The organism is Pseudomonas sp. 22189, from assembly GCF_052045635.1.
GTDB lineage: Bacteria > Pseudomonadota > Gammaproteobacteria > Pseudomonadales > Pseudomonadaceae > Aquipseudomonas > Aquipseudomonas parakoreensis.
In genome coordinates this window covers 1-25875 of the sequence record NZ_JBQEPG010000003.1, presented here as the reverse complement: position 1 = coordinate 25875, position 25875 = coordinate 1, and the positions used below count along the sequence as shown (strand labels likewise).

23 protein-coding genes and 2 pseudogenes are annotated in these 25875 nt (G+C 61.3%); 14 read left to right on the top strand and 11 right to left on the bottom strand.

The genetic code is table 11. The annotated features are described in order from the left end of the window. Nucleotides 1–6 precede the first annotated feature (6 nt). The 3 genes from ACTJKS_RS03445 to ACTJKS_RS03435 all read right to left on the bottom strand — a co-directional run bounded on the left by ACTJKS_RS03445 (nt 7) and on the right by ACTJKS_RS03435 (nt 3762). On the bottom strand, nt 7–2850 hold the full coding sequence (locus tag ACTJKS_RS03445) for a class I adenylate cyclase (RefSeq protein ID WP_108184177.1): 2844 nt from the start codon (nt 2848–2850) through the stop codon (nt 7–9). Nucleotides 2851–3032: 182 nt separating this feature from the next. Beyond that, entirely contained in the window at nt 3033–3278 is a 246-nt protein-coding gene (locus ACTJKS_RS03440; RefSeq protein ID WP_003229392.1) for a TIGR02647 family protein, read from the bottom strand. A 199-nt stretch (nt 3279–3477) separates the two neighbouring features. Next, the gene (locus ACTJKS_RS03435) at nt 3478–3762 is read right to left on the bottom strand and encodes a hypothetical protein (protein ID WP_007964529.1); all 285 of its coding nucleotides are present in this window, start codon (nt 3760–3762) and stop codon (nt 3478–3480) included. Nucleotides 3763–3885: 123 nt separating this feature from the next. Between ACTJKS_RS03435 and ACTJKS_RS03430 the strand changes: the two genes are divergently transcribed. After that, on the top strand, nt 3886–4545 hold the full coding sequence (locus tag ACTJKS_RS03430) for a glutathione S-transferase family protein (protein WP_108184176.1): 660 nt from the start codon (nt 3886–3888) through the stop codon (nt 4543–4545). A gap of 120 nt (nt 4546–4665) precedes the next feature. Here ACTJKS_RS03430 and argH read toward each other — a convergent pair whose 3' ends face one another. Continuing rightward, nucleotides 4666–6060: an argininosuccinate lyase gene (gene argH, locus ACTJKS_RS03425; RefSeq protein WP_041072002.1), complete on the bottom strand. Its 1395-nt coding sequence runs from the start codon at nt 6058–6060 to the stop codon at nt 4666–4668. A 335-nt stretch (nt 6061–6395) separates the two neighbouring features. Here argH and ACTJKS_RS03420 point away from each other — a divergent pair. From ACTJKS_RS03420 to ACTJKS_RS03385, 8 genes and pseudogenes are all read left to right on the top strand, one after another. Next, nucleotides 6396–6536 (top strand): annotated as a pseudogene (locus ACTJKS_RS03420) (sensor histidine kinase); the annotation flags it as partial. Continuing rightward, complete coding sequence (locus ACTJKS_RS03415) at nt 6533–7279, top strand: LytR/AlgR family response regulator transcription factor (RefSeq protein ID WP_041072003.1); 747 nt, start codon at nt 6533–6535, stop codon at nt 7277–7279. The pseudogene ACTJKS_RS03420 and the gene ACTJKS_RS03415, both read left to right, overlap by 4 nt. A gap of 137 nt (nt 7280–7416) precedes the next feature. Continuing rightward, nucleotides 7417–8358: a hydroxymethylbilane synthase gene (gene hemC, locus ACTJKS_RS03410; protein WP_108184175.1), complete on the top strand. Its 942-nt coding sequence runs from the start codon at nt 7417–7419 to the stop codon at nt 8356–8358. Continuing rightward, nucleotides 8355–9122, top strand: coding sequence for a uroporphyrinogen-III synthase (locus ACTJKS_RS03405; RefSeq protein ID WP_108184174.1), 768 nt, complete (start codon nt 8355–8357; stop codon nt 9120–9122). The genes hemC and ACTJKS_RS03405 overlap by 4 nt, the downstream gene beginning before the upstream one ends. A 16-nt stretch (nt 9123–9138) precedes the next feature. Further along, nucleotides 9139–10281 (top strand): uroporphyrinogen-III C-methyltransferase, encoded by a 1143-nt coding sequence (locus ACTJKS_RS03400; RefSeq protein ID WP_041072009.1) that lies wholly within the window; start codon nt 9139–9141, stop codon nt 10279–10281. Further along, nucleotides 10278–11516 (top strand): heme biosynthesis protein HemY, encoded by a 1239-nt coding sequence (locus tag ACTJKS_RS03395; RefSeq protein WP_108184172.1) that lies wholly within the window; start codon nt 10278–10280, stop codon nt 11514–11516. The genes ACTJKS_RS03400 and ACTJKS_RS03395 overlap by 4 nt, the downstream gene beginning before the upstream one ends. Before the next feature lie 218 nt (nt 11517–11734). Continuing rightward, entirely contained in the window at nt 11735–12286 is a 552-nt protein-coding gene (locus ACTJKS_RS03390) for a disulfide bond formation protein B (RefSeq protein ID WP_108184171.1), read from the top strand. A 186-nt stretch (nt 12287–12472) separates the two neighbouring features. After that, nucleotides 12473–12931 (top strand): Rsd/AlgQ family anti-sigma factor, encoded by a 459-nt coding sequence (locus ACTJKS_RS03385; RefSeq protein ID WP_041072012.1) that lies wholly within the window; start codon nt 12473–12475, stop codon nt 12929–12931. A 79-nt stretch (nt 12932–13010) separates the two neighbouring features. On the opposite strand, the gene ACTJKS_RS03380 is transcribed toward ACTJKS_RS03385, so the two are convergent. Beyond that, on the bottom strand, nt 13011–13676 hold the full coding sequence (locus ACTJKS_RS03380; protein ID WP_108184170.1) for an FKBP-type peptidyl-prolyl cis-trans isomerase: 666 nt from the start codon (nt 13674–13676) through the stop codon (nt 13011–13013). A gap of 192 nt (nt 13677–13868) precedes the next feature. On the opposite strand from ACTJKS_RS03380, the gene ACTJKS_RS03375 reads away from it, so the two are divergent. Continuing rightward, complete coding sequence (locus ACTJKS_RS03375) at nt 13869–15014, top strand: AlgP family protein (protein ID WP_108184169.1); 1146 nt, start codon at nt 13869–13871, stop codon at nt 15012–15014. On the opposite strand, the pseudogene ACTJKS_RS03370 reads toward ACTJKS_RS03375, so the two are convergent. Then, nucleotides 15011–15474 (bottom strand): annotated as a pseudogene (locus ACTJKS_RS03370) (TIGR02444 family protein). The gene ACTJKS_RS03375 and the pseudogene ACTJKS_RS03370 overlap by 4 nt on opposite strands. A gap of 50 nt (nt 15475–15524) precedes the next feature. Between ACTJKS_RS03370 and ACTJKS_RS03365 the strand changes: the two are divergent. The 3 genes from ACTJKS_RS03365 (at nt 15525) to rhtB (ending at nt 18771) form a co-directional block, all read left to right on the top strand. Continuing rightward, nucleotides 15525–17435: an ATP-binding cassette domain-containing protein gene (locus ACTJKS_RS03365; RefSeq protein ID WP_108184167.1), complete on the top strand. Its 1911-nt coding sequence runs from the start codon at nt 15525–15527 to the stop codon at nt 17433–17435. Further along, nucleotides 17435–18052, top strand: a complete 618-nt coding sequence (locus ACTJKS_RS03360) for a mechanosensitive ion channel family protein (RefSeq protein WP_262948648.1) — start codon at nt 17435–17437, stop codon at nt 18050–18052. Before ACTJKS_RS03365 ends, ACTJKS_RS03360 begins: the two co-directional genes overlap by 1 nt. A gap of 86 nt (nt 18053–18138) precedes the next feature. Further along, nucleotides 18139–18771: a homoserine/homoserine lactone efflux protein gene (rhtB, locus tag ACTJKS_RS03355; RefSeq protein WP_041072021.1), complete on the top strand. Its 633-nt coding sequence runs from the start codon at nt 18139–18141 to the stop codon at nt 18769–18771. A gap of 216 nt (nt 18772–18987) precedes the next feature. On the opposite strand, the gene ACTJKS_RS03350 is transcribed toward rhtB, so the two are convergent. The 5 genes from ACTJKS_RS03350 to ACTJKS_RS03330 all read right to left on the bottom strand — a co-directional run bounded on the left by ACTJKS_RS03350 (nt 18988) and on the right by ACTJKS_RS03330 (nt 23749). After that, complete coding sequence (locus ACTJKS_RS03350; RefSeq protein ID WP_108184166.1) at nt 18988–19731, bottom strand: penicillin-binding protein activator LpoB; 744 nt, start codon at nt 19729–19731, stop codon at nt 18988–18990. Nucleotides 19732–19734: 3 nt separating this feature from the next. After that, nucleotides 19735–20322: a penicillin-binding protein activator LpoB gene (gene lpoB, locus ACTJKS_RS03345; RefSeq protein ID WP_003229365.1), complete on the bottom strand. Its 588-nt coding sequence runs from the start codon at nt 20320–20322 to the stop codon at nt 19735–19737. A 36-nt stretch (nt 20323–20358) separates the two neighbouring features. Continuing rightward, a complete protein-coding gene (locus tag ACTJKS_RS03340) occupies nt 20359–20733 on the bottom strand; it encodes a YcfL family protein (protein WP_041072023.1) in 375 nt (124 codons plus the stop codon). 15 nt (nt 20734–20748) lie between these two features. Continuing rightward, nucleotides 20749–22143, bottom strand: a complete 1395-nt coding sequence (locus tag ACTJKS_RS03335) for a COG3014 family protein (protein WP_041072025.1) — start codon at nt 22141–22143, stop codon at nt 20749–20751. Nucleotides 22144–22357: 214 nt separating this feature from the next. Then, nucleotides 22358–23749, bottom strand: a complete 1392-nt coding sequence (locus ACTJKS_RS03330; RefSeq protein ID WP_041072026.1) for a COG3014 family protein — start codon at nt 23747–23749, stop codon at nt 22358–22360. A gap of 190 nt (nt 23750–23939) precedes the next feature. Between ACTJKS_RS03330 and ACTJKS_RS03325 the strand changes: the two genes are divergently transcribed. After that, the gene (locus ACTJKS_RS03325) at nt 23940–25838 is read left to right on the top strand and encodes an FTR1 family protein (RefSeq protein WP_108184165.1); all 1899 of its coding nucleotides are present in this window, start codon (nt 23940–23942) and stop codon (nt 25836–25838) included. The last annotated feature ends 37 nt before the right edge of the window (nt 25839–25875 follow it).

Below are 25875 nucleotides of genomic sequence, written 5' to 3'. Positions count from 1 at the left end.
CCCGCCTCAGATCTGTTCGAGCGCCTCGTTCAGGGCGCGCTCCAGGTCGGCCTTGTAGCGCAAATACAGATTGCTTGAACTCTGCCCGTCACCAAGCAGGCCCGAGAGGTCCAGGTCGGTGATGTAGCAGCGATAGCGCTCGGTCTCGCGGCGCTGTTCGACGATCTCCCGGGCGACCACGCGAAACAGCTGGTCGCCATGTTCGAGCTCGCTGAATTCTCGTTGATTGCAATACAGGGTGACCTGCACTTCGCCCGGTGCGGCTTTGCCAATGATTGCCTGCACATCGTAGAACGGTTTGTTCACCGGGGTTTGCGGCGCCGGCCGTGCTTCGACCCGGCGCGCGCGCCCCGGGCCTGAAGGCAATAACTGGTAATACAAGGTTTCGAGGCTGATCGCCGGGTTGCCGTCCATCGGCAACAGTGCTTCTCGCCGGTACTGAATCGATTGCAGGAAGCGTTGCAGCGGCACCAGCAGGCTCTGTTCGTCGTGGTACGGCAGATGCTGTTGCCACAGCGCGTTGAACTCATCCAGCACGTACAACTCGGCCTGTTGTTCGGTAATCCGGTAGAACACCTGAATCGCCTCCGGCTGACCCATGGGCAGAATCAGCGCGAGGTCATGATCCTCCAGAGCCATCGGATCCAGGTGCAGCGGGCTGTAGCGCGGCTGTTCTTCGCCCAGATAATCCAGCAGCGCCGGCAAGGTGGCGAGCGCGACATGATTGACCTGGCCCGGCACCAGTTCCAGCACGTGATAGTGCTGTTGCACCTGAATCAGGTAGCGATGATTGAGTTCGCTGAGCAGCAGGGTCTGCGCGGTGTCGATGACTTCTTCGACGCGCCGGGCAATGAACTGTGCGCGGTTGTGGCAGAAGCAGCGCACTTTCAATGACGGCTGCTGCGGGCCGCGCGGCAGGTTGTTGAGGTAGTCGCGCAGGCAATCGAGCAATGCGTGGGGACCGTCGAAGCGGTTGACCAGCACTTCATTCCAGCTGTTGAGCGTGACTTGATCGAGGGTCAATACAAGGTTTTCGCGCACCCCGGCGTAACTCAACGAATCGGTGCGCTCGGTGGTCATCAGGATATTCAGGTCGCGATGATGCTTGAGCGGGTCGACACCGACGTTGACCAGTATCAGCACCTCGCTCGGCATCGCGGCGCGCAGCAGCGGCTCTTCTGCAACGGTTGGCAGGGGCAGGGCGATGCACTGCTGCAGGCTGCCGAGCAAGTTGAACAACTCGAACTCGCTCATGTCGCTGGTGCCGGGATGAAGGGCCAGGCGCGTGCTGCTGTCGATCACGCCGTTGCGATGGCACCAGGTCAGCAGCTCGAGCAACTCGCGGCTGCGCTTGATCGGCGCAAAGTGCTCCCATTCCAAAGCGTTCAGACTGCCGTTGTACAAGCCCCACTGGGTTTGCCCGGGTTCTTTCTTGTTCGGCGACTGCACCAGGGTCAGGGTGTCTTCGGCCAGGTCCGGGGCGATGCCGGGATTGATGAATTCGACCTTGTCGGCCTTGCGCTCGAACGCCGCGTACAGGCGGCGCCCGAGCACGTTGAGATCGCGCTTGTTGATCAGGCTGACGGTCTGTTCGCTGCGGGCGAACTGGGTCAGGAAGCGGTAGCTGTAATTCAGCTCATTGACCAGGGCGCGGCGTTCAGCGCTGACCTGGCGGACTTTCCACTGGCTGCGGCTGTCGAGCAAGGCCAGTTGGCGCTGATCCCAATGCCATTCGTGCGCCAGGCGTTCCAGCAGCGAGCGCTGCCAGCTCTGGGTGCGGCTGCTGCCAGTGAGCTTGCGGTTGACCTTGAGGTACAACGCGCGTCGTACCAGCTCCAGCCGCTCCGGCTCGTTGCGGGCGGTCAGGTACTCTTCGATGCGTCGGTACACGACCATGTACGGATCCAGCTCATCCAGATCCAGTTGATTGGCAAACACGGCCTGCTTGTAACGCAGACTCAGGCACTGCACTTTTGGGTGTTCGCTGGCGTAGACCTCGGTCAGCAACAACTTGAGTACCGATTTGTAGGGCGACTCAATGCCCTTGAACAGTTGCCACAGGCCGGCGCCGATGAACTCGCCCGGCGGAATCCTCGCCAAATGTCCGAGATCCAGCGTCTCGTCGGCGCGAATGAAGCGCTTGGACAGCAGGGTGTGGGTGTACAGGTCGTACGCACTTTCTTCGTAGACCGGCACCAGCCACCAGATCGGCGTGCGTCCGCCCAGCCAGATCGCGGTGCGATAAAACTCGTCCAGCAGCAGATAGTGCTGAGTGCTGCCGCAATTTTCGGAGCTGAGTTGGCTGTCGCGTTCGCCTGTGACGAAACGCACCGGGTCGATCAGGAAGAAGTGCGCCTCGGCGCCCTGGGTCGCGGCCCAGGCTTCGAGCAGCTGGCATTTTTTGCGTAGCTCGGCGATCTCGCTTTCGCCCAGATCCGGCGCATGGCAGACCCACACGTCCATGTCGCTCTGATCGGCCTGGGCCAGGGTGCCGAGGCTGCCCATCAGGAACAGCCCGTGAAGTGGCCGTGGCGGGTTGCTGCCGTGGCGTGGTTTGTAGGAGAACGAGCGAGTCAGGCGTTGTGCTTCGGCGAGGGCGGTAGCGTCCGGTTCATAGTTGGACAGCCCGGCTGGCGTGCTGCCGGAAACATAGCCTGGCAGCAGCGGATGATTGACGTGGAAGAACAGCGGCAGCAGGGTCAGCACGCCTTGCTGGCGGGTCGACAGACCTTCGAGTGCCCGGCCAAGGCGACCTTCATTGAGCTTGAGAAAACGCGCGCGCAGCTGGCTGAGTACCTTGCGGTCGATGCCTTCGTCCAGATCGGGGCGGATTTCATGGGTGCGCGTCATGTCAGCTCAAACCGGCTCGTGGGCTCGGACGAAGAGGGTCTCGGAATGGGAGGCAGTTTAGCCTTTGCACGGCGGGACTTTTAAGCTGAATTTGTTTTTTGACGCCAGATTTTTAGCGCAAGGGCGGGGCAGGCCCGCGGAAATCCCGTGGCAGGAGTTCCCGTGGGCAAAAGAAGGGGGAATCAGGCGGTTTCCTGCTCTCTCAGAATGGTCAGCACGGTTTGCACATTTTGCGCGGCATCGCGACCCAGGCTGGTCAGATACCCGCCATCGGGCTGGTCGGTGAGTTCTTTTTCGAAGAGGCGTTTGGCGGCGGCAATGTGTTTCGGGGCAGCGGTCTGATGAATTTTCAAACCTTCCTGGGAACTGTCCAGGTTGAAGAGTGCGAGGACTTCCAGTTCGGCAACCAACTCAGGGGTAAGCGACATAAGGACTCCAGACTTTCTAGGAATTGGACGACAGCGTCCCTAAGGTGAACCCGCTTTTGCGGCGTGTCCAGTGCTCCGATCAGGGATTTTGTCTTGAGGCGGATTCCAGTGTAGTCGGGGTCGGAGAGATGGCTGGATGGATGGGTGACAAATTGTGTGGGAGCGAGCAGGCTCGCTCCCACGAGGGGAAGTGTTTTGCTTACTGCTTTTCCGGCGGCAACTCGGGCAGCGCACGCAGTGCGGTTTCATACCACTCGGTATCGAACGCACGGTCTTCGTCGAGCATCGCGTCAATCTCATAGGCCAGCACGTGCGCCATCAGGTTGAGTATCTCTTCGCGCTCGACACCCACCAGGGTCAGCTTGTTGAAGGTCGCCTTGGCGGCTGGCGGGTTGTCGCTTTCGATCTGGTTCTCGATGGCTTCGATCAACGTCGCCTCGGTGAACTCTTCTTCGTCGTTGTCGATGTCTGTCGGCTCGCTCATGGCAGGCTCCTCAAGGAAAGGCGCCAGTTTACCCGCATTCAGCGGCGTGATGCTGCTGGCAGGATCGTGACGGGCGATCTATAAACAGTGCCTGCCCACCCCGCACGGCCTGGAGGCTATGTGATGTTCAAGCTCTATGGATTCGCTGTCAGCAACTACTACAACATGGTCAAACTGGCGCTGCTGGAAAAAGGCCTGGCGTTCGAAGAAGTCACCTTCTACCCGACGCAGACCCCGGAGTCGCTGGCGATCAGCCCGCGCGGCAAAGTACCGGTACTCGGTGTCGATGCCGGATTTATTAACGAAACCGCGATCATCCTCGAATACCTTGAGCAGACCCAGAAAGGTACGCCGTTGCTGCCGAGCGATCCATTCGAGCGAGCGCAGGTGTTGGCGATTGCCAAGGAAATCGAGCTGTACATCGAGCTGCCGGGGCGCGCCTGTTATGGCGAGGCGTTCTTCGGCGCGACGGTGCCGGACGCGATCAAGGAGAAAACCAAAGCCGAGCTGTTGCTGGGTTTTGCGGCACTGGGCCGACACGGCAAGTTCGCGCCGTACGTGGCGGGCGACAGCCTGAGCATTGCGGATCTGTACTTTCTGTACAGCGTGCCGCTGGCCTGTGCGGTCGGGCAGAAGCTGTTCGGGATCGATTGGCTGGCGGAGATGCCGAAAGCCAAGGCGCTGCTGGAGCAGCTTGAGCAGAATCCGCATGTGCAGAAGATTGCTGCCGACAAAGAGGCGGCGATGCCGACGTTTTTGGCGATGATCGCTGCCAAGAAGTGAGTATTGCGGCGTTTGTAAATAGGTAATCGCTGGCAAGCCAGCTCCCACAGGTCTTTGGGTCGAACACAAAATTGTGTTCCAAAAAAGAACCCTGTGGGAGCGGGCTTGCCCGCGATGCTTTTAGCGGCTTGCGATCAACGCCTGACCGCGAACCACCGCTGCCTTGACCTGCGCAGGCGCTGTCCCGCCGATATGGTCACGGGCATTCACCGAGCCTTCCAGCGTCAGTACGGCAAACACGTCCTGCTCGATCTGGTCGCTGAACTGGCGCAATTCTTCCAGGCTCATCTCGGCCAGATCCTTGCCGGTATCCACGCCGTATTTCACCGCGTGACCGACGATTTCGTGGCAATCACGGAACGGCAGGCCACGGCGTACCAGGTAGTCCGCCAGGTCGGTGGCGGTGGAGAAACCGCGCAGGGCCGCTTCACGCATGATCGCGTGTTTCGGCTTGATCGCCGGGATCATGTCGGCAAAGGCGCGCAGCGAATCGCGCAGGGTGTCGGCGGCGTCGAACAGCGGTTCCTTGTCTTCCTGATTGTCCTTGTTGTAGGCCAATGGCTGGCCTTTCATCAGGGTCAGCAGGCCCATCAGCGCGCCGAATACCCGGCCGGTCTTGCCGCGTACCAGCTCCGGCACGTCCGGGTTTTTCTTTTGCGGCATGATCGAACTGCCGGTGCAGAAGCGGTCCGGCAGATCGATGAACTGAAATTGCGCGCTGGTCCACAGCACCAGCTCTTCGGAGAAGCGCGACAGGTGCATCATCGCGATGCTCGCGGCGGAGCAGAATTCGATGGCGAAGTCGCGATCGGAAACGTTGTCCAGCGAGTTGCCGCCCACGGCGTCGAAGCCCAGCAGTTGCGCGGTGTATTCGCGGTCGATCGGGTAGGTGGTGCCGGCCAGCGCAGCGCTGCCCAGCGGCATGCGGTTGGTGCGCTTGCGGCAGTCGACCAGACGCTCGTAGTCGCGGCTGAGCATTTCGAACCAGGCCAGCATGTGGTGGCCGAAGGTCACCGGTTGTGCGGTCTGCAGGTGAGTGAAGCCGGGCATGATGCTCGCCGCTTCACGGTCGGCCTGCTCCAGCAGGCCTTTTTGCAGGCGAGTGATTTCGGCCAGGATCAGGTCGATTTCGTCACGCAGCCACAGGCGGATGTCGGTGGCGACCTGGTCGTTACGGCTGCGCCCGGTGTGCAGTTTCTTGCCGGTGATGCCGATGCGGTCAGTCAGGCGCGCTTCGATGTTCATGTGCACGTCTTCGAGGTCGACGCGCCAGTCGAACTGGCCGGCCTCGATTTCGCCCTGGATGGTCTGCAGGCCATCGATGATGCTGTCGCGCTCGGCATCCGTCAGCACGCCGACCTTGGCCAGCATGGTGGCGTGGGCGATCGAGCCCATGATGTCGTGGCGATACAGGCGCTGGTCGAAAGTGACGGAGGCGGTGAAGCGGGCGACGAAGGCGTCGACGGGTTCACTGAAGCGGCCGCCCCAGGACTGATTGGTCTTGTCAGTGCTCATGAATTCGCTCGTATCGGCTTGGAGAAAGAAGGCGTGAAACGCTGGCGCGGATAATAACAGGGTTGCCAATCCTGTCGCTGACACTGGTCGATACGTTTTTTTCTCATCCGCTCGTTCATAGTCGGCGCTGTCTGCAGGGGATTTGCGCAAGGATATTTTTCGATTGAGCAATATCGGCCCGGCAAGCGTCTACAGTTGGACATAAGGGTCGGCGCGACTGCAGATCGCGCTAAGGTCTGGACGCCGACTATAAGAAGAGGGGGTGGGTGGATTTGTCCTTTGGCATACCCCGTGAAAAACGCAGAAAACAGCGGGCTTTGAGCAGTACGACCCGGACACTGGCAAATATTGCTGGCCGACGTACGGCACTTTTTGGCGCTCGGGCTAGTCTTAGCGTGGATCGCGGTGACGGACGTCACTTCACCTGTCTACGCTATCCTTGTGCGAGACTCACGCAGGAATCCAGCGCAATATGAATGTCCTGATCGTTGATGACGAACCACTGGCTCGCGAGCGCCTCAGCCGAATGGTGAGCGAGCTCGAGGGTTATACAGTTCTGGAGCCCAGCGCCACGAATGGCGAAGAGGCGTTGGCGCTGATCGACAGCCACAAGCCGGATATCGTGCTGCTCGATATCCGCATGCCGGGCCTCGATGGCCTGCAAGTGGCTGCCCGTCTGTGCGAGCGTGAAACGCCGCCGGCCGTGGTGTTTTGCACCAGCCCCGATGAATTTGCCGTGGAAGCCCTGCAGGCCAGCGCCGTGGGCTATGTGGTGAAACCCGTGCGAACCGAACATCTGCATGACGCCCTGAAGCGGGCTGAACGTCCCAACCGGGCGCAACTTTCGGCCCTGACTCGGCCTGCCGCCGAAAGCGGCAACGGCCCGCGCAGTCATATCAGCGCCCGAACCCGAAAAGGCATCGAACTGATCCCGCTGGATCAGGTGGTCTATTTCATTGCTGATCACAAGTACGTGACCCTGCGCCATGAAAGTGGCGAGGTGTTGCTGGACGAGCCGCTCAAGGCCCTCGAAGACGAATTCGGCGAGCGTTTCGTGCGCATCCACCGTAACGCGCTGGTGGCCCGCGACCGTATCGAGCGTCTGCAACGCACGCCGCTTGGGCATTTCCAGCTGTTCCTCAAAGGCCTCAATGGTGATGCGCTGATCGTCAGCCGGCGGCATGTGGCCGGTGTGCGCAAGATGATGCAGGGCCTCTGACCCGGCCTTCGCGCGCGGTTGCACGTTCTTCTGCCGGGCATTGCAGGCCAGGGAGGCCACGCCGTTTCTGATTCAAGTCAAAGTGGATTTGGCTGAGCTGTTATTATCCGTCGTATCTATTCAGTACGGATTGATCCATGTCCTCTCGCGAAATCCGCATCGCCACCCGTAAAAGTGCGCTGGCCCTCTGGCAGGCCGAATACGTCAAAGCCCGTCTTGAGGAGGCCCATCCGGGTCTGCTGGTGACGCTGGTGCCCATGGTCAGTCGCGGCGACAAGCTGCTCGACTCACCGCTGTCGAAAATCGGCGGCAAGGGTCTGTTCGTCAAGGAACTGGAAACCGCGCTGCTGGAAAACGAAGCCGACATCGCCGTGCATTCGATGAAAGACGTGCCGATGGACTTCCCCGAAGGCCTGGGACTGTTCTGCATCTGCGAACGTGAAGATCCGCGTGATGCTTTCGTTTCCAATACCTATCAAAGCCTGGATGCGCTGCCTGCCGGCGCCATCGTCGGCACCTCCAGCCTGCGTCGTCAGGCGCAACTGTTGACCCGTCGCCCGGATCTGGAAATCCGCTTCCTGCGCGGCAACGTCAACACCCGTCTGGCCAAGCTCGATGCCGGCGAGTACGACGCGATCATTCTCGCGGCAGCCGGCCTGATTCGTCTCGGTTTCGAAGACCGCATCACCTCGGCGATCAGTATCGACGACAGTCTGCCGGCCGGTGGCCAGGGCGCGGTCGGCATCGAATGTCGTAGCGCCGATACGCAAATCCACGCCTTGCTCGCACCGCTGCACCATGCCGACACCGCTTCGCGCGTGACCGCTGAACGTGCTCTGAACAAACATCTGAATGGCGGCTGCCAAGTGCCGATCGCCTGCTACGCCGTGCTTGAAGGTGAGCAATTGTGGCTGCGTGGTCTGGTGGGCGAGCCGAGCGGCGGCAAGCTGCTCAGCGCCGAGGCCCGTGCGTCGCGCGCCGATGCCGAAGCACTGGGTGTGAAGGTCGCTGAAGACCTGCTCAGTCAGGGGGCCGACGACATTCTCAAAGCGGTGTATGGCGAGGCAGGTCACGAGTGACTGCCTGGCGCCTGCTGCTGACGCGTCCTGCGGATGACTGTGCGGTGCTGGCCGGGGTGTTGGCCGCAGAAGGTTTTTTCAGCAGTTGTCTGCCGCTTCTGGACATCGTGCCGCTGCCGGTTTCTGACAAGATACGTCGAGCACTGGCGCAACTGTCGGGCTGCAGCGCGATCATCGTGGTCAGCAAACCGGCGGCGCGGATTGCGCTTGATCTGCTGGACGCTCATGGGCCTGGGTCGTTGTCGATGCCGTGGTTCAGCGTCGGCGCGGCGACCGCGCAGATTCTTCGCGATCACGGTCTCGACGTACACTTTCCCGCCGACGGCGATGACAGCGAAGCCCTGCTGCAATTGCCGCGTCTGCGCGAAGCGGTCAGCGGGGCCGACGCGCAGGTGCTGATCCTGCGCGGGGAGGGCGGTCGCGAGCTGCTCGCCGAGCGCCTGCGTGCGCTAGGTGCTAGTGTCGAGTATCTGGAGTTATACAGGCGTGACCTGCCAGCCTATGCCCCGGATGAACTGCCCCGACGGATCGAAGCGGAACGCTTGAACGGGCTGGTGGTCAGCAGTGGACAGGGTTTCGAGCACCTGTGCCAACTGGCCGGCGCTGCCTGGCCGGCGATTGCGCAGTTGCCGTTGTTTGTGCCAAGCCCAAGGGTCGCCGAGCTGGCACGTGCCGCCGGGGCCCAAACAGTTGTGGATTGCCGTGGCGCGAGTGCTGCGGCTTTGCTGACGGCGTTACGGGAGCATCCCGTGCCCGTTCTCTAATGCAAAGGATGGATACGTGAGCGAAACAGCCTTGCCTAAAGATGATGTCCAGCCTGTGATCGATGCCCAGGTTGAAACGCCACCGCCGGCCCAAGCGCCGCGCCGAGGCAACGGCCTGGCCATTGTCGCCCTGTTGCTCGGCGCTGCCGGCGTGGCGATTGGTGGCTGGGGTGTCTGGCAGGTGCGTCACCTGCAGACCAACACTGCGCAGCAGTCTGGCCAGGTGCAAGCGTTGAACGATCAGGCGCAGAGCCTCAAACTCAACGAACAGCGCCTGACCGAGCGCCTCGCGCAACTGCCCGGTGCCGATGAACTCGCCGAGCGCCAGCGTCTGGTGACGCAACTGCAGGGTGATCAGCAGCGCCTCAACCAGCGTCTGGAAACCGTCCTCGGTGCCAGCCGCAAGGACTGGCGTCTGGCCGAGGCCGAGCATCTGCTGCGACTGGCCAGCCTGCGCCTTTCGGCCTTGCAGGACATCAGCAGCGCTCAGGCGCTGGTGCAGGGCGCTGACGAAATTCTCCGTGAGCAGAACGATCCGGGATCGTTCGCCGCCCGCGAGCAAGTGGCGAAAACCCTCGTCGCGCTGCGCAGCACCGAACAGCCGGATCGCACCGGCCTGTTCCTGCGCATTGGTGCCTTGCGTGACCAGGTCATCGAACTGACCGAACTGGCCCCGGAGTACAAGGATCGTGGCGAGTCACTGCTGGGCCTGACCGCTGACGGCGATGGCGCCAGCCGCTGGGCGCAGTGGTGGGATCAGGTGTCGCGCTACATCCGCATCGATTTCAATGCCGACAAGAACGTGAAGCCACTGCTGGCCGGGCAAAGCCTGAGCCAGGTGCGTCTGGCCCTGAGCCTGGCGCTGGAGCAGGCGCAATGGGCGGCGCTCAATGGCCAGGCGCCCGTCTACACCCAGGCGCTGACCGAAGCGCGGGACGTGCTCAAGGGCAATTTCAACCCGGACAATCCGCAGAGCAAAACCATGCTCGAACAGGTTGCCGAGCTGAGCCAGCAACCGGTCACCGTCAAGACGCCGGATCTGACCGGCACGTTGAGCGCGGTGCAGGCTTATCTGGAGCGGCGTAACGTCAACGCTGAAGAATCGGTCAAACCGTTCGCCAAACCTGCCGCCAACACCGCGCAGGAGACCACGCCATGAAACGCCTGTATGTGATCGTGTTTCTGGTGATCGCCGCGACGGCGGCGCTGGGCCTGGCGATTGCCGAGCACTCCGGGTACGTGCTGATCGCCTACAAGAGCTTCCGTTATGAATCCAGTCTGTGGGCGACGCTGGCACTGATTGCGGTGTTGTGGCTGCTGATCTGGGGCATCAAGGCCCTGGTCGAGCTGGTCATGGCCTCCAGTGGTGTGGTCAACCCGTGGTCGCGACGTAATCGCAGCCGGCGAGTGCAGGTGGCCATCGAACACGGTCAGCTGGATCTGGCCGAAGGTCGCTGGGCCAGCGCGCAACGTCACCTGTCTCGCGCCGCCGAGGCCGAGCGCCAGCCGCTGTTGTATTACCTCGGCGCGGCACGCGCGGCCAACGAGCAAGGCAAGTACAAGGAGTGCGATCAGTTGCTTGAGCGTGCGCTGGAGCGCCAGCCGCAGGCCGAACTGGCGATTGCCTTGAGTCATGCGCAATTGCAGACCGATCGCGGTGATACCGACGGCGCCCTGGTGACCCTGCAAGCGATGCACGAGCGGCATCCGCATAACGTGCAGACCTTGCGGCAGTTGCAGCGTCTGCATCAGCAGCGCGGCGACTGGTCGGCGGTGGTTCGCCTGTTGCCGGAACTGCGCAAGGACAAGGCTCTGCCGCCAGCCGAACTGGCTGAACTGGAACGGCGAGCCTGGGGTAACAACCTGTCGCTGGCGGCGCATCGTGACGAGGACGGCAAGGTTGGTCTGCAGTCACTCACCCGTGCCTGGGAGCAATTGACGTCCGCGCAGCGTCAGGAACCGGCGCTGGTGCTGGCATACGCCGAGCAACTGCGTCAGCTGGGCGCACAGGTTGAAGCGGAAGAAGTCCTGCGCAGCGCCCTCAAGCGCAAGTACGACAGCCATCTTGCTCGGCTGTATGGCCTGGTCCGCGGCAGTGATCCGGCGCGTCAGTTGCAGACCGCCGAAGGCTGGCTCAAAGAGCATCCGGCGGATCCGAGCCTGTTGCTGACCCTCGGTCGTCTCTGTCTGCAAACCAGCTTGTGGGGCAAGGCACGGGATTACCTGGAAAGCAGTCTGCGGCTGCAGCGCAATCCGGAAGCCTGTGCAGAGCTGGCGCGTCTGCTTGCGCAACTGGGTGACACCGAGCGCAGTAACCAGTTGTTCCAGGAAGGTCTCGGATTGCTGGACGAGCGCCTGCTGGCTGCGCCGTTGCCAGTGCCGGTTCACGCCTGATTTCGCGAGGGAGCATGCTCCCTCGTGAACGTTCAGTGAGCGAATAATTACCACCGGCGGGCGTCTTGGGCGAAGTCCTACAGGGGACTACGCCTATTCCTCTCGCGTCTGTCGGGTTTTCCCTACACTTCTGGTGAACTGTCGCCAGAGCTCCGCCTTGAAAGGCTGACAAGCTTTCCTCTACCGTAACTGCCTGTCTCTATTGCTACGGAAAAGCCATGTCGTTGGCCTGTTCACGCTCCTTGTTATTCACGGCTTTCACTGCAGGGGCTATGGCCCTGGGAGCTTCCTATTATCTCGAGTATGCGGTCGGGCTGACGCCCTGCAGCCTGTGCCTGGCGCAACGGTTCTTCATGGCGTTGCTGACGTTCTGTTGCGGGGTGGCGGCGGTCCATGGCCCACGGCGTGTCGGCCTGTCGCTGTACTGGGGCGCCGCGCTTGGCCTGAGCCTGGGCGGGACGACGGCGGCCTGGCGACAGGTGTTGCTGCAGAGTGACCCGCTGATGCAGATGACCCGCTGCGCGCCTGATTCCGAAGCGTTGTTCAGCAACCTGCCATGGTTGTGTGCCACGGTGCGGATGCTCAGAGGCGGTGGAGATTGCGCAGAAATTTCCTGGACACTGTTCGATTTGAGTATCCCCGAGTGGAGCCTGCTGTTCTTTGTGGCAATGTTCATCCTGTCTGTGTACCAATTGCTGCGGCTGGTCTGGAGCGCTCTGCAGCGCTCCCCCAGCGGCGAAGCGTCGCACCGCACGCTGGTCAGGGATTAAACACTTGTATGAACTTTATCTCCTGCGTACCTTGAAGCCACAGGCGTGCGGGCATAATCTGGCCCGCACGTGTCATTGGATTTATGTTGCTCGATGACGCTCTGCCCGGTTCGCCTCCAAGTGATAACAGCCAGAAGAGGGGCGCGGGTGTAGAGCAGCATGACCCACAAGGGAAGAGAGATCGCCATGCTCGAAAGTTGTCAGAATGCTCAGGAACGCTGGGGTGGAGTTCATCTGCTGATCGACCGCTGGTTGCAAGAGCGTGAAGATCTGATCGGTGCCTACGACAAGTTGGGCGACAAGCCACAGGCTCTGTCCGAGAACCGTAAACCCTTGCTGGAATTCTGCGGTGTGCTGGTCGATTACGTCTCGGCCGGGCACTTCGAAATCTACGAACAGCTGACCGGTGAAGCCAAGGCCTTCAACGACAAGCGCGGCCTCGAACTTGCCGAAACCCTTTACCCGCGTATCGACGTCATCACCGAAAAACTCCTCGCGTTCAACGACCTTTGCGATGCAGGCAAATGTGTCGCCGAGAAGTTCAAGGAACTGGGTGGCCTGCTGCACGAGCGCTTCGAGTTGGAAGACTGTCTGATTGAAGTGCTGCACACGGCACACAAGCAGGAAGATCCGGTTCAGGCCTGACAGGTTTCTCGCAGACATGAAAAAAACGCGGTGCGCCGAAAGCGCATCGCGTTTTTTTATGCCCGTGAATCGGCGTGAATCAGCTCGTTGCGCCGCGCAACTCGACTTCAAACACCAGTGGTGTAAATGGCGCGATCAGATCACCCGCACCATCGGCCCCGTAGGCCTGATCCGATGGAATCACCAATCGCCACTTGGCACCTACCGGCATGTTCTGCAGTGCGGTACGCCAGCCGGCAATCACACTGTCGAGGCTGAACCATTGCGGCTGAGTGTTCTGGTCGAACACCGTGCCATCCGGCAATCGACCGACGTACAGCACCTGCACTTTCCCATCCGGGCCGGCCTTGGCACCGCTGCCCGGGGTCAGCTCGGTCAACAGGATGCCGTCGGCCAGTTCCTTCACGCCTGGCTTGGCTTTTTCGGCGGTGAGAAAACGTTGTTCGTTTTCCATCGCGGCATCGCTTGAAGGCAGCGTGGAGTGTTCGGCGTTTTGCGATTCGTGATCGGCGAGGATCTGCTCGATCCGTGCTTCGCTCAGTGCCAATGGCTTGCCTTGATAGGCCTGCTGCAATCCGTCGACCAACGCCTGAATCTGCAATTGCGGGACCTCTTGGCGCAAGCGTTCACCGAGGCTGGCGCCGAGGCTGTAGGCCAGATCGTGAGCATCGTTCGCGGTGGTTTTTTCGTCGGCGTGGGCGGCGGAAAAAATCATCCAGAGGGATAAAACAAGGTAGCGCGACATGGGCACACTCCGTCCTGAGATGCGGGCGATTATGCCAGCGCGAACGTCTGCAACGGTGAACTGCTTTTGTCTTTGTGCAGAACATTTTCGCTTCGTTGCAACGCAACGGTTTCGTTACTGTCAAGATGACCTAGCGGCGGTAACTGCAGAGGTCTAGTATGAGCCGCACTCACGTCAGCCAGGAGGTAAACCATGTCGGCCACCAAGAAGCCTGTAAACACTCCGTTGCACTTACTCCAACAACTCTCGGGCAGCCTGCTCGAGCATTTGGAAAACGCTTGCTCCCAAGCCTTGGCTGATGCTGAAAAACTGCTCGCCAAACTGGAAAAGCAACGCGGCAAGGCGCAAGAAAAACTGCACAAATCCCGCACCAAATTGCAGGACGCAGCCGCTGCCGGTAAAGCCAAGGCGCAGAACAAGGCCAAGGCTGCCGTCAAAGAACTCGAAGACCTGCTCGATGCGCTGAAGGATCGTCAGTCCGACACTCGTGGCTACATTCTGCAACTCAAGCGCGACGCCCAGGAAAGCCTGAAACTGGCTCAGGGTGTCGGTCGTGTCCAAGAGGCCGCCGGCAAGGCGCTGACCTCTCGCGCAGCAAAACCTGCAGCAGTGCCTGCGAAGAAAGCGGCCGCGAAACCTGCGGCGGCAAAAGCGCCGGCGAAAACTGCTGCAGCCAAGCCAGCGGCAAAACCAGCGGCCAAGGCACCGGCTAAAACCGCCGCCAAACCTGCTGCCAAAACCGCAGTGAAAAAACCGGCTGCGGCGAGCGCTGCGAAACCGGCTGCTCGTACTGCCGCTGCCAAACCTGCAGCGACAAAACCGGCTGCCAAGCCAGCGGCAAAACCTGCTGCGCGCAAAGCCGCTCCGGTAAAAACCGCTGCTGCTAAACCAGCTGCCAAAGTCGCGGTAAAACCGGCTGCCAAACCTGCCGCGAAAACCGCTGCGGCAAAACCGGCAGCCAAGACTGCGGCCAAACCGGTCGCGGCAAAACCTGCTGCCAAGGTTGCTGCCAAACCAGCGGCCAAGCCTGCCGCTAAAACCGCTGCCAAACCTGCAGCAGCAAAACCTGCGACCGCTGCAGCCAAGCCTGTTGCCAAACCGGTAGCCGCCAAGCCGGCCGCTAAACCAGCCGCCAAACCTGCCGCCAAACCTGCCGCGAAAAAACCGGCCGCTGCCAAACCTGCTGCCGCCAAACCGGCGACAGCACCGGCTGCCAAGCCAACCGCTCCGGCGCCGGCCGCCGCGCCTGCTCCAGCCGCTTCCACCTCGACCACCACGACTGCGCCAATGCCAGCCGCTGCGTCGAGCGCCAGCAGCAACCCGACCAGCGCTTCCTAAGTGCCGGTTGCCGCGACGCGCAGCACNGCAGCGCGTCGCGGTTCGGGCTGGCGGCCGATCCCGTCAGACTCTCAAGCCACTCCCCCGACGCTGATGCGTCATCGCGCGGCCAATCCTGCGCAACCTGTTCCAGTTGCCACAGCAGATGCCGTTCGGCTTCCAGCTCCAGCGCCTTCATTTGTGCTCGCAGCCCCTTGAGTACCGGATCTTCCTCGGCCAGGGTTTTCCATTGAGTGCGCAACGCACGCAGTGGCTGCACCACCTCCGCATCCCAAGACCCCACCAGCGTTTTCAACTGCTCCAGGCGTTGTTCGTCGCAGGCCACGCCACGTTGTTCCAACCACAGACCGCACAGCAGCAGGCAGACATTGGCCCCCGCCCTTTGCAGTTGCAGGCAGGCAGGTTCCACGCCTGGTCGGGCGTAGGTGGCAAGGGAAAAGCTCCACAGGTCAGAGGACATCGTGCTACTCGCGCCAGTTGTGAGCGAAGCTGGTAGACTCCGCCGCCATTATGATCCGACTTCAGAACCTGACTTTACAGCGTGGCCCGCAACGTCTGCTAGAAGACGCCGAGCTGACCCTGCACGCCGGCCACAAAGCCGGCCTCATCGGTGCCAACGGCGCCGGCAAATCCAGCCTGTTCGCCTTGCTGCGCGGCGAGTTGCATCCGGACTCGGGCGATTGCCTGCTGCCGGCCGACTGGCGGATCGCGCACATGCGCCAGGAGGTCGACACGCTCGAACGCCTGGCGGTCGACTATGTGCTCGATGGCGACCTGCGTCTACGCGAAGTGCAACGTGACCTCGCCGCCGCCGAAGCGGCCCACGATGGCACGGCTCTGGCCCGTCTGCACGCCGAACTCGACAGCGCCGACGGCTATACCGCCGATGCGCGGGCGCGCAAGTTGCTCGCCGGTCTGGGTTTCACCAACGAGCAGATGGATCGTCAAGTAGGCGATTTCTCCGGTGGCTGGCGGATGCGTCTGAACCTGGCGCAGGCCTTGATGTGTCCGTCGGACTTGTTGTTGCTCGACGAACCGACCAACCACTTGGATCTCGACGCGATCATCTGGCTCGAAGAGTGGCTGAAAAGTTACCCGGGGACCTTGCTGCTGATTTCCCACGACCGCGACTTCCTCGATGAAGTGGTCGATCACGTGGCCCATGTCGATCAGCGCAAACTGACCCTGTACCGGGGCGGCTATACCGCGTTCGAGCGTGCCCGTGCCGAGCGTCTGGCCCAGCAGCAACAGGCCTACGAGAAGCAGCAGGCGCAACGTGCGCACATGGAAAGCTACATCGCCCGCTTCAAGGCCCAGGCCACCAAGGCCCGTCAGGCGCAGAGCCGGATCAAGGCCCTGGAACGCATGGAAGAGCTGTCGGCGGCCCACGTCGATTCGCCGTTCGACTTCGTCTTTCGTGAATCGACCAAGATCTCCAGCCCGCTGATCGACCTGTCCGATGCGCGTCTGGGTTACGGCGAAAAAACCATCCTGGAGAAGGTCAAGCTGCAATTGATCCCGGGGGCGCGGATCGGTCTGCTCGGGCCGAACGGTGCCGGCAAGTCGACCCTGATCAAGAACCTCGCCGGCGAGCTCGAACCGCTGGCCGGGCGTCTGACACGCGGCGAGAACACCGTGGTCGGCTACTTCGCCCAGCATCAACTCGACTCGCTGGATGCCAAGGCCAGCCCGTTGCTGCACCTGCAGCGTCTGGCGCCGACCGAACGCGAGCAGACCCTGCGCGACTTCCTTGGCGGTTTCGACTTCCGTGGCGCGCGTATCGACGAGCCGGTACTGAATTTCTCCGGTGGCGAAAAAGCGCGTCTGGCCCTGGCGTTGATCGCCTGGGAGCGGCCGAACCTGTTGCTGCTCGACGAACCGACCAACCACCTCGACCTGGAAATGCGCCTGGCGCTGACCATGGCGCTGCAGGAATTCAGCGGCGCGGTATTGGTGGTGTCTCACGATCGGCACTTGCTCAAGAGCACCACTGACAACTTCTACCTGGTCGCTGACGGCAAGGTCGAAGAGTTCGATGGCGACCTTGAAGATTACGCGCGCTGGCTGGTGGAATACCGCCAGCGCAACGCGCCGGTCAGCAACACGCCGGTTAACCCGGACAAAACCGACAAGAAGGCCCAGCGCCAGGCCGCCGCTGCATTGCGTCAGCAACTGGCGCCGCACAAGCGCGAAGCCGACAAGCTCGAAGCCGAGCTCGGCAAACTTCACGAAAAACTCGCCAAGGTGGATGCCAGCCTCGGCGACAGCGATATCTACGAGCCGGCGCGCAAGAACGAGTTGCGTGATCTGCTGGCCGAGCAGGCCAGGCTGAAAGTGCGCGAAGCCGAGCTGGAAGAAGCGTGGATGGAGGCGCTCGAGACGCTGGAAAGCATGCAGGCGGAGCTGGAGGCGCTGTCCTGATGGACGCGTTCAAGTGGCCATTGCCGGCGGTGTGGGTCGAGCCGATCTGGCTCGGCGTGCAGATTCTGCTGATCCTGCTGGCTGGCTATCTGGCCCAGCGCTTCGTTGCCAAAGGCCTGACCCGTCTGGGTGAGCGCTACCCGTTTCCGCCGCAGTTGCTGATGCCGCTGCGTGGCGGTCTGCGCTGGCTGATCATGGGCAGTGCGCTGATCTTTGTGCTGGAGCGCCTCGGGGTGTCGGCCACGGTGTTGTGGACGGCGCTGTCGGGTTTCGTCGCGGTGGCGGCGGTGGCGTTCTTCGCGATGTGGAGTGTGCTGTCGAACCTGCTCTGCGCGATCCTGATCTTCACCGTCGGCCCGTTCCGCCTCGGCGATGTGGTGGAGCTGGTCGACACCACTGACAAACCCGGGGTCAAAGGCCGGGTGGTGGCGATCAATCTGCTTTACACCACGTTGATCGAGGCAGAGGAACTGGGCACTGGCAGCGCCATGGTACAAGTGCCGAACAGCCTGTTCTTCCAGCGCTCGGTGCGGCGTTGGCGCGGCAGCGATGTGTTTCCGTCCAGGATTCGAGAAGTAGTTTTCCAGACAAGATCAAAAGATCGCATTTCAATGTAGGCGCTGCCGCAGGCTGCGATCTTTTGCTTTTAGGCCCAAACCGCATTAGCTTTGACGTCTGTCACGATTCAGAGTCGAGGTGTGCGATGGAGCTTCAAACATGGCTGGCATTTTTCGCCGCCTGCTGGGTGATCAGTCTGTCCCCGGGTGCTGGCGCCATTGCGTCGATGTCCAGCGGCCTGCAATACGGTTTCTGGCGCGGTTACTGGAACGCATTGGGCCTGCAAGTCGGCCTGGCGGTACAGATTGCGATTGTCGGTGCTGGGGTCGGCGCGATCCTCACTGCTTCGGCCACCGCGTTCTATGCGATCAAATGGTTCGGTGTGGCCTATCTGGTCTATCTGGCGGTCAAGCAATGGCGTGCGCTGCCCATGGACATGAGCGATGACGCGGCAGTCCGGCCGATCGGCAAACCGCTGGCGCTGGTGTTTCGCGGCTTCCTGGTCAACATCAGTAACCCCAAGGCGCTGGTGTTCATGCTGGCGGTGCTGCCGCAGTTCATCAATCCCCACGCACCGCTGCTGATGCAGTACCTGGTGATCGGTGTGACCATGATCTGCGTGGATCTGGTTGTCATGGCTGGCTACACGGGTTTGGCGTCCAAGGTGCTACGCCTGTTGCGCACGCCGAAGCAGCAGAAACGCATGAACCGCACGTTTGCCGGGCTGTTCATTGGCGCGGCGGCGTTTATGGCGACATTGCGTAAAGCGGCGGTCTAAAAGCCCCGGCCAGAAAAAAGGCGACCTATCGAGGTCGCCTTTTTCGTTTCTGACGATACATCTGGGTTACATCCAACTGTGGTGAGGGCGCTTTGTGGTGAGGGGATTTATCCCCGATGGGCTGCGTAGCAGCCCCTTCTTTCAAGATCAAGAGGGGCTCGCTTCGCGAGCCATCGGGGATGAATCCCCTCACTACAGAGTTGTTCACTCAGCTGGTCAGTGCAAAATCACCGGCGCGGTATCACGCGGCAGGTTGTTGCGCTGCTGCGCCTCACGCGGCTGCTCGTAACCGCCGCCACCGAGCTGCATGCTCAGTTGCCCGGCGACGTCCTCACCCAGGGCTTTCGACACGTCACGCACCACCCGCGGGCGGTTCAGCGAGATCTTGATGTCGCGGCCGTTCACCAGTTTGGTGTCCTGCGCTTCGCCCATCGCCGTGAAGGCCGAGGTGATCTCGTAGGTCTTGGTGTTGATCAGGCTGAAATCCGCCACCAGCGTCAGACCCAGCACCGCCGAATAGCTGTCGGTGTGCGCCAGCTCGTTCATGTCCTGGGTGAAGTCGATGTCGGATACGGTGCCGAACAGCACGTAGTCGGCGCCTTTGAAGCTGCCGGCCTTGATGCGCTTGATCACGTCGTAGACGTCACCCTTGGACGATGCGGTGTACGGCGTGCCCTGCACCAGCTGGAACATCCCGGTGCGCAGGATCTCGCCCTTGATGTCGCCGGTGAATTTACGCAGTTCACCCTGTTCGATGTAGCTGGTGGTCGCTTCCAGCTCGTTGTAGTTCGACGAACCACTGGAGCTGTAGTAACCCTCGCGGTAATTGCTCTGCGCCGAAACGATGTGGATGTACTGCTCCACACGTTCCTGATACGCCAGATCCGTTACCGCGACTTTCGGGGCCGCTTGCACGCTGAACGCGCAAGCCAGGGCCATCATGCCAATCCATGCGCGCATCAATTAACGCTCCGTGGTTTTGCGGATCTCTTTTTCGTCCATCCACTCGGCCAGACCGCTTTCGACGTCGATCAGTTGCAGGCTGAATTTGTAGAAGACGTCCTTGTAGTCGCTGCTGCGCTTGACGATCGAGCTGATCGAACCTTCCAGACGGTATTTGGCGGCGATCATGTTGCCGGTCTTGGCCACGGTACTCTTCTTGTACAGGCCGCTCTGGTTTTGCAGCTTGAGCTGATCGACCTGGCTCTGCATCGCGGTGTTGTCGCTGGCGAAGCGGGCGGTGCCGGATTTCATCAACTGAGTCTTGATGCTGGTGGTGATTTCGCGGGTATCGATGTACTCGCTGGTCTTGTTCTTCACGTCGTAGACCTGCACCACCGGGCGGCCCTGCAGAATGCCGGACTGGGCCAGCGAGCGGGTCATCGATTCGGCGATCATCTGCAGGTCGGTCGAACCGAATTCGTTGGTCACGGTTTCAACCGCTTTGGTGTCGCCGTAGCTGATGTTCTTGCTACCCAGGGTCGGCGAGGTGTTGGCGCAACCGGAGGCCAGCAGGGCGAGGACAGCGATCAGGGAAAAGCGTGCAAACATGGGAATGCTCTCTAATACAGGAATAGGTTGGCGGGCTTAAGGCGTCTTGAGTTCGAGACGGAAGTCCACGGCTTTCGGGGTCGGGGCGATGCCTTGGATGAAGCTGGTCTGAGCGCCGTACATCATCTGGCTTTTCCAGACTTCTTCCTCGGCGACCGGAAAGCCTTCCGCACCGAGCCAAGCGAAGCGGTAGTAGAACGTCTTGTTGCTGTTGAGGGTGTTGGTCAACTGCACATTGACGGTCATGAAGCCGTTCTCACGGGCGACGCGCATGGCGCCGACCGCGATGTGTTTCTGCGGGCCCATGGCCACGACCTTGCTCGCGGCGCTGCCCGGCTCCGGCGGTGGCGGGGTGGCGCAGCCGCTGGCCAGGACGGCGAGGGCGGCAACGGCGAAGAGTTTGAAGCGCATGCAAAGACTCCGTTCTTAAGGTTGTTTGAGGCTGGCGACGTTGGTCGCGCCGACGCTCGGGATGACATGGGCGGCGACGCCGCCGGCAAATACCTGATTGCCCACCGCTCGCAGGCTGATCACTTGATAACGCTGATCGACGGTGACCTTGACCAGCGAACCGCCGACGGCGCTCGGCAGGCTGACTTGATGCTCGCCTTTCTTCAAGCGCAGACGCACCACTTGGGTATTGTCCGGCAGGGTGCGCCACGTACGGGTATCGGCACCTTCCAGCACGGCTGAAGAGATACCCACGGCCAGACCGGCCAGCGGATTGGTTTCGTTGATCTTCTTCTGCGCCACGCCTTTGGTGATTGCGCGCACGGTGGTGCGCACAATGATCCCCGGCATGTCATCGCGCAGGGCGCGGCGGGACATGGCGGTGGTGCTGTTGAGGGCCGTCAGGTTGACTTGCTGGCCATCGACACCGATCTGCGCGAAGGGTGCGGTGGAGGTGTCAGGCTTGATGATCGGGAACGACAGTGGAGTGATCACCACATTGTTGGAGATCGGCAATGGCAGCGGCACGCGGATCGAATCGCGCGAAGGTGCCAGACCGCTTTGCACCACGATCAGGATGTCGCTGTCGTCGGACTTGCTCGGCTTGTCGAGGTTGACCAGCGCCTGTTCCAGCAGTGGGGTGTTCGGGCGCAGTTCGGCCGCCTTGCGGTAGCCCGGTGCAGCCAGGTCTTTCTCGCCCAGGGCTTCGTAGACGAAACCGGCCAGGTAATGGCTGAACGCACTCTGATAGCTGTTTTTCAGGCTGACCACTTCCGGCGCGTCGAGGCTGGCGACCGGGTAGCCTTGCAGATCCTTGTACTGAGTCTTGATCCCTTCCTTTTCGGCCTCTTCCTCACTCTTGAGGTATTCCTTGTCGCGCAGGTCGGCGATCACCGCTTCACGTTCGTGGGTTTTCTTGATCGCGGTGCGGGCGCCATCAAAATCGTTGACGGCCAGCAGGTTGAGGGCCATCTGCGTGGTCAGCATGACTTTCTCGTAGTCGTAACCTTCGTAGCGACGGACCTTGTCGTTGACGATGAAGCTGCCGAACTGGGCCAGGTATTTGCCGGAGTCGAGCTTGACCGAATCCTCCCACTGACCGACCACCTGGTCGGCGCTGGTCCAGGCGTTCTGGCTGCCGGACAGGTCACCCTTGGCGCGCAGCAACTCACCTTTCTCGAAGTAATAGAGCAGATCTTTGTCGGGGCCGGTGTTGTTCTTTTCCAGCAGGGTCAGCGCGGCGTCGACGTTGCCGGTGGCCAGTTGCTGGTTGGTCTGGGCCAGTTCCGAATCGTAGTTGCGAAACGCCGAACAGCCGGACAGCAGAGTGACAGCGCTGAGCGCGATCAAGGTGGGAGTGCGCAATGCCATGGGGGTACTTCTTCCCTGAGCTAGTAACTGCATCAGCCGCCGGTGCTGGTCGGGCTGGTGTGACCCATCGACAGTGGCGCTGGCCTCCTGCCAATTCCTCATAACCAGAGGAGCTTTTATGCCGCGTCGCTATAGCGAGGGCGCGGCATTATAAGCGGGCGATGCTGGCCATGTAATAGCTTTTTAATCGCACTTGTTAGTTTGGTGCCATTACTTATTTCAGGCTGGATACTCGATTTTCCAGTGAGGTGCGGGACTGAAAAGCGCTGCCATTGGCGTAAATCTGTCCACCGAGCACGCGCAGGCCGATCATCTGCCGGTGCTGGTCGATACGGATCTTCAGCGGCGCCGTGGTATTCGACAGGCTGATCAGATGCTCGCCCTTTTTCAGGCGCAGGCGCACAACCTGCGTCAGGTCAGGCAGGGTGCGCCAGGTGCGGGTGTCAGCGTGTTCGAAATTGTCCCAGTGAGTCACGTAGGACGCCTTGCTCGGGTTGCGTCGATTGTCCGTGCCTTGAACATCTGCGGCGAGGAATGCCCGATAGGTCGTGCGCTGGATAATCCCGGGCATGTCGTCACGCAGCGTGCGCAAGGACATTTCGGTGATGCTGTTGACCGCGATCAGTTTCTTCTGGCGACCATCGATACTCACCTGACTGACCGGCGGGGTTGAGGTGTCCGGCACCATCACCGGAAACGAAATGTTGGCGACGATGACTTGCCCGTCTGCCAGCTTCACCGGGTACGGCACGCGTACTGAACTGCGGGCAGGTGCCAGCCCGCTTTGCACAATGATCAGCACGTCACTTTCATCGGCCTTGAGTCCGGGGCTGCCGAGGTCGCGCAGTGCCTGTTGAAAAAAGGCTACGTCCGGGCGCAGTTCAATGGCCTGACGATATCCGGGTGCGGCAAGATCCTTTTCACCCAGCGCTTCATAAGTGAAGCCCGCGAGATAGTGACTGAATGCACTTTGGTAACCGTTTTTCAGGGCAATCACCGCAGGCGATTCGAGCATTACCACCGGGTAGCCCTGCAGATCCCTGTAATGCACACGTGCGCCCTGGGCCTTGGCTGCTTCCTCGATTTTTTCGTATTCCAGCTCCCGTTGCCGAGCGATCAGCGCTTCGCGCTCGTGGGTTTTCTTGATGTCGGCGCGAGCGCCATCGAAGTCATTTAGCGCCAACTGATTGAGGGCCATTTGCGTGGTCAGCATGACCTTTTCATAGTCGTAGCCATCGTAGCGGCGCAGCTTGTCGTTGATGATGCTGCCCCAGTGATCGCCCATTGCTGCAAGCAACTTGTCACCAGTGGTCTGGATTGTGTCCTGGCGTTCGATAATCATCTGTTCGGCGCTGCGCCAGGTGGTCTGGCTTTGCGCAAAATCGCCGCCGGCACTCAGTACGGCGCCTTTTTCGAAGTAGTAGAGCAGGTCTTTTTCCGGGTCCGGATTGTTCGCTTCGATCACCGACAGGGCACCTTCAATGTTGCCGTTTTTGAGCGGCGCGGTGGTCTGTTGCAGCTCCAGATCGTAATTGCGATACGCACCGCAACCGTTCAACTGCACAACGGTGGCGATCAACAGGGGTAGCAGCAAGCTATGGCGCATGAAGAGGGTTCGTCCTTGAACAGCAAATGCAATGAGGTGGCGCAGTATAGAGTGCGGTAGTGGCCAAGTGATGCGTCCGTTTTCGAAGGTTCATGGCACCCGTCCCAGGTGGCGTACGTCGACAACGCTTGAGTGAAAAGCGTTCGAAGTGAACAATATGTAACTTCGCATTTCCATTTGAGACTCATTCATGACTGCCGCGTCCCGATTTCTGGCCTGGCTGGTGTTCCCGTTGTGCGCCCTGAGCAGCTTCAACCTGCTGGCCGACACGGTGGAAGGCGCCCCGCAAGCGCTGCACCTGCTCGATTACATCAGCGCCGACTACCCGCCGACGGTCGAAGCGGGCAAGGTCGTCGACGACGGCGAATACCGCGAGCAGCTGGAATTCACCCAAGTGCTGCAAGGACTGATCGGCGGTCTGCCGGCCAAACCGGAGAAGGCTGCGCTGGAGCAGGGCGTCGAAGCTCTGCATGCGGCTATCAAGGCAAAGCAGGATGGTGCCGACGTCGCCCGTCAGGCCCGGCAACTGGGGGCGAAACTGGCGGTGGCGTATGAGGTCAGCCAGGCGCCGATCATCACGCCGGATCCGACCCGTGGCGCGCCGCTGTATGCGCAAAACTGCTCGGTTTGTCACGGTGCCAACGGAGCCGGTGACGGTCCGGCGGGCCTCGGCATGGCGCCGCCACCGGCCAACCTGCGCGATGCCGCGCGGATGGATCATCTGAGCCTGTACGCGATCTACAGCACCCTCGGCCAAGGTGTCGAAGGCACCGACATGCCGGCGTTCGCCGATCAACTGGACGACCGTCAGCGCTGGGACCTGGCGACCTACATCGCCGGCTTCAGTGCCGACCCGGCCGCCGCCAAGTCCGACAAGACTTTCAATATCGCTGATCTGGCACGCCAGACGCCGGCCGAAGTACAGGCCGCCGAAGGTGCGCCAGTCGCCGCGACCTTCCGTGCCCAGCGCGCCCAGCCACCGCAGGTCAAACGCGGCCCGGCGCAATTGCTCGACTACACCGCCGCGACGCTGGACAAAAGCCTGGCGGCTTACCGCGCCGGTGATCGTGATCAGGCCTATGACCTGTCGGTGGCGGCGTATCTGGAAGGTTTCGAACTGGTCGAAAGTTCGCTGGATAACGTCGACGCCAACGTACGCAAGGACACCGAAAAATCGCTGATGGCCTACCGTCAGTCGTTGCAGGATGGTCTGCCGGTGGCGCAGGCCGAAGAGCGCCTGGACGCGGCCAAGGGCAAGCTCAAAGCGTCTGCCGAACTGCTTGGCAGCGATGGCCTGAGCTGGTCGCTGAGCTACATCTCCGGTCTGCTGATTCTGCTGCGCGAAGGCCTCGAAGCGATTCTGGTGCTGGCGGCGATCCTCGCGTTCCTGCGCAATACCGGCCAGCAATCGGCGGTGCGCAGCGTCAACCTCGGCTGGGGCCTGGCGCTGCTCGCCGGTCTGGGTACCTGGGCGCTGGCGGCGTATGTGATCGACGTCAGCGGCTCGCAGCGTGAATTGCTCGAAGGCGCGACGGCCCTGTTCGCCAGCGTCATGGTGCTGTGGCTCGGCGTGTGGATGCACGACCGGCGCCACGCGGCAGCCTGGCAGGACTACATCAAACAGAGCCTGGTGGGCGGCGGCGGGCGTTTCGGCTTCGCGATCCTCGCGTTTTTCTCGGTGTATCGCGAGTTGTTCGAAGTGATCCTGTTCTACGAAACCCTGTGGCTGCAGGCCGGTCCCGCCGGGCATGATGCGGTGCTGGCCGGTGGTGCGACGGCGCTGGTGCTGCTGATCGGTCTGGCCTGGGTGATCCTGCGTGGCTCGGCGAAACTGCCGCTGGCGCTGTTCTTCAGCATCAACGCCGGTCTGCTCTGCGCGTTGTCGGTGGTGTTCGCCGGGCATGGCGTGAAGGCGTTGCAGGAAGCCGGGATCATCGGTACGCGGCCGGTGGCGTTCTTCGATTTCGACTGGCTGGGGATTCATGCCGACGCTTATTCGCTATTGGCGCAGGCCGTGGCGATTCTGGCGATTGTAGTGTTGTATGGGCGCAGCCGGATGGCCGAGAAGAAGCGGGTTTCTGCTGCCTGATCGGGTTATCGTTTGAAAGATCGCAGCCTGCGGCAGC

Coding starts and splice junctions, on each gene's coding strand:
- ACTJKS_RS03445 (WP_108184177.1), bottom strand. CDS start 2,850: ATGACGCGCACCCATGAAATCCGCCCCGATCTGGACGAAGGCATCGAC.
- ACTJKS_RS03440 (WP_003229392.1), bottom strand. CDS start 3,278: ATGTCGCTTACCCCTGAGTTGGTTGCCGAACTGGAAGTCCTCGCACTC.
- ACTJKS_RS03435 (WP_007964529.1), bottom strand. CDS start 3,762: ATGAGCGAGCCGACAGACATCGACAACGACGAAGAAGAGTTCACCGAG.
- ACTJKS_RS03430 (WP_108184176.1), top strand. CDS start 3,886: ATGTTCAAGCTCTATGGATTCGCTGTCAGCAACTACTACAACATGGTC.
- argH (WP_041072002.1), bottom strand. CDS start 6,060: ATGAGCACTGACAAGACCAATCAGTCCTGGGGCGGCCGCTTCAGTGAA.
- ACTJKS_RS03415 (WP_041072003.1), top strand. CDS start 6,533: ATGAATGTCCTGATCGTTGATGACGAACCACTGGCTCGCGAGCGCCTC.
- hemC (WP_108184175.1), top strand. CDS start 7,417: ATGTCCTCTCGCGAAATCCGCATCGCCACCCGTAAAAGTGCGCTGGCC.
- ACTJKS_RS03395 (WP_108184172.1), top strand. CDS start 10,278: ATGAAACGCCTGTATGTGATCGTGTTTCTGGTGATCGCCGCGACGGCG.
- ACTJKS_RS03390 (WP_108184171.1), top strand. CDS start 11,735: ATGTCGTTGGCCTGTTCACGCTCCTTGTTATTCACGGCTTTCACTGCA.
- ACTJKS_RS03385 (WP_041072012.1), top strand. CDS start 12,473: ATGCTCGAAAGTTGTCAGAATGCTCAGGAACGCTGGGGTGGAGTTCAT.
- ACTJKS_RS03380 (WP_108184170.1), bottom strand. CDS start 13,676: ATGTCGCGCTACCTTGTTTTATCCCTCTGGATGATTTTTTCCGCCGCC.
- ACTJKS_RS03375 (WP_108184169.1), top strand. CDS start 13,869: ATGTCGGCCACCAAGAAGCCTGTAAACACTCCGTTGCACTTACTCCAA.
- ACTJKS_RS03365 (WP_108184167.1), top strand. CDS start 15,525: ATGATCCGACTTCAGAACCTGACTTTACAGCGTGGCCCGCAACGTCTG.
- ACTJKS_RS03360 (WP_262948648.1), top strand. CDS start 17,435: ATGGACGCGTTCAAGTGGCCATTGCCGGCGGTGTGGGTCGAGCCGATC.
- rhtB (WP_041072021.1), top strand. CDS start 18,139: ATGGAGCTTCAAACATGGCTGGCATTTTTCGCCGCCTGCTGGGTGATC.
- ACTJKS_RS03350 (WP_108184166.1), bottom strand. CDS start 19,731: ATGCGCGCATGGATTGGCATGATGGCCCTGGCTTGCGCGTTCAGCGTG.
- lpoB (WP_003229365.1), bottom strand. CDS start 20,322: ATGTTTGCACGCTTTTCCCTGATCGCTGTCCTCGCCCTGCTGGCCTCC.
- ACTJKS_RS03340 (WP_041072023.1), bottom strand. CDS start 20,733: ATGCGCTTCAAACTCTTCGCCGTTGCCGCCCTCGCCGTCCTGGCCAGC.
- ACTJKS_RS03335 (WP_041072025.1), bottom strand. CDS start 22,143: ATGGCATTGCGCACTCCCACCTTGATCGCGCTCAGCGCTGTCACTCTG.
- ACTJKS_RS03330 (WP_041072026.1), bottom strand. CDS start 23,749: ATGCGCCATAGCTTGCTGCTACCCCTGTTGATCGCCACCGTTGTGCAG.
- ACTJKS_RS03325 (WP_108184165.1), top strand. CDS start 23,940: ATGACTGCCGCGTCCCGATTTCTGGCCTGGCTGGTGTTCCCGTTGTGC.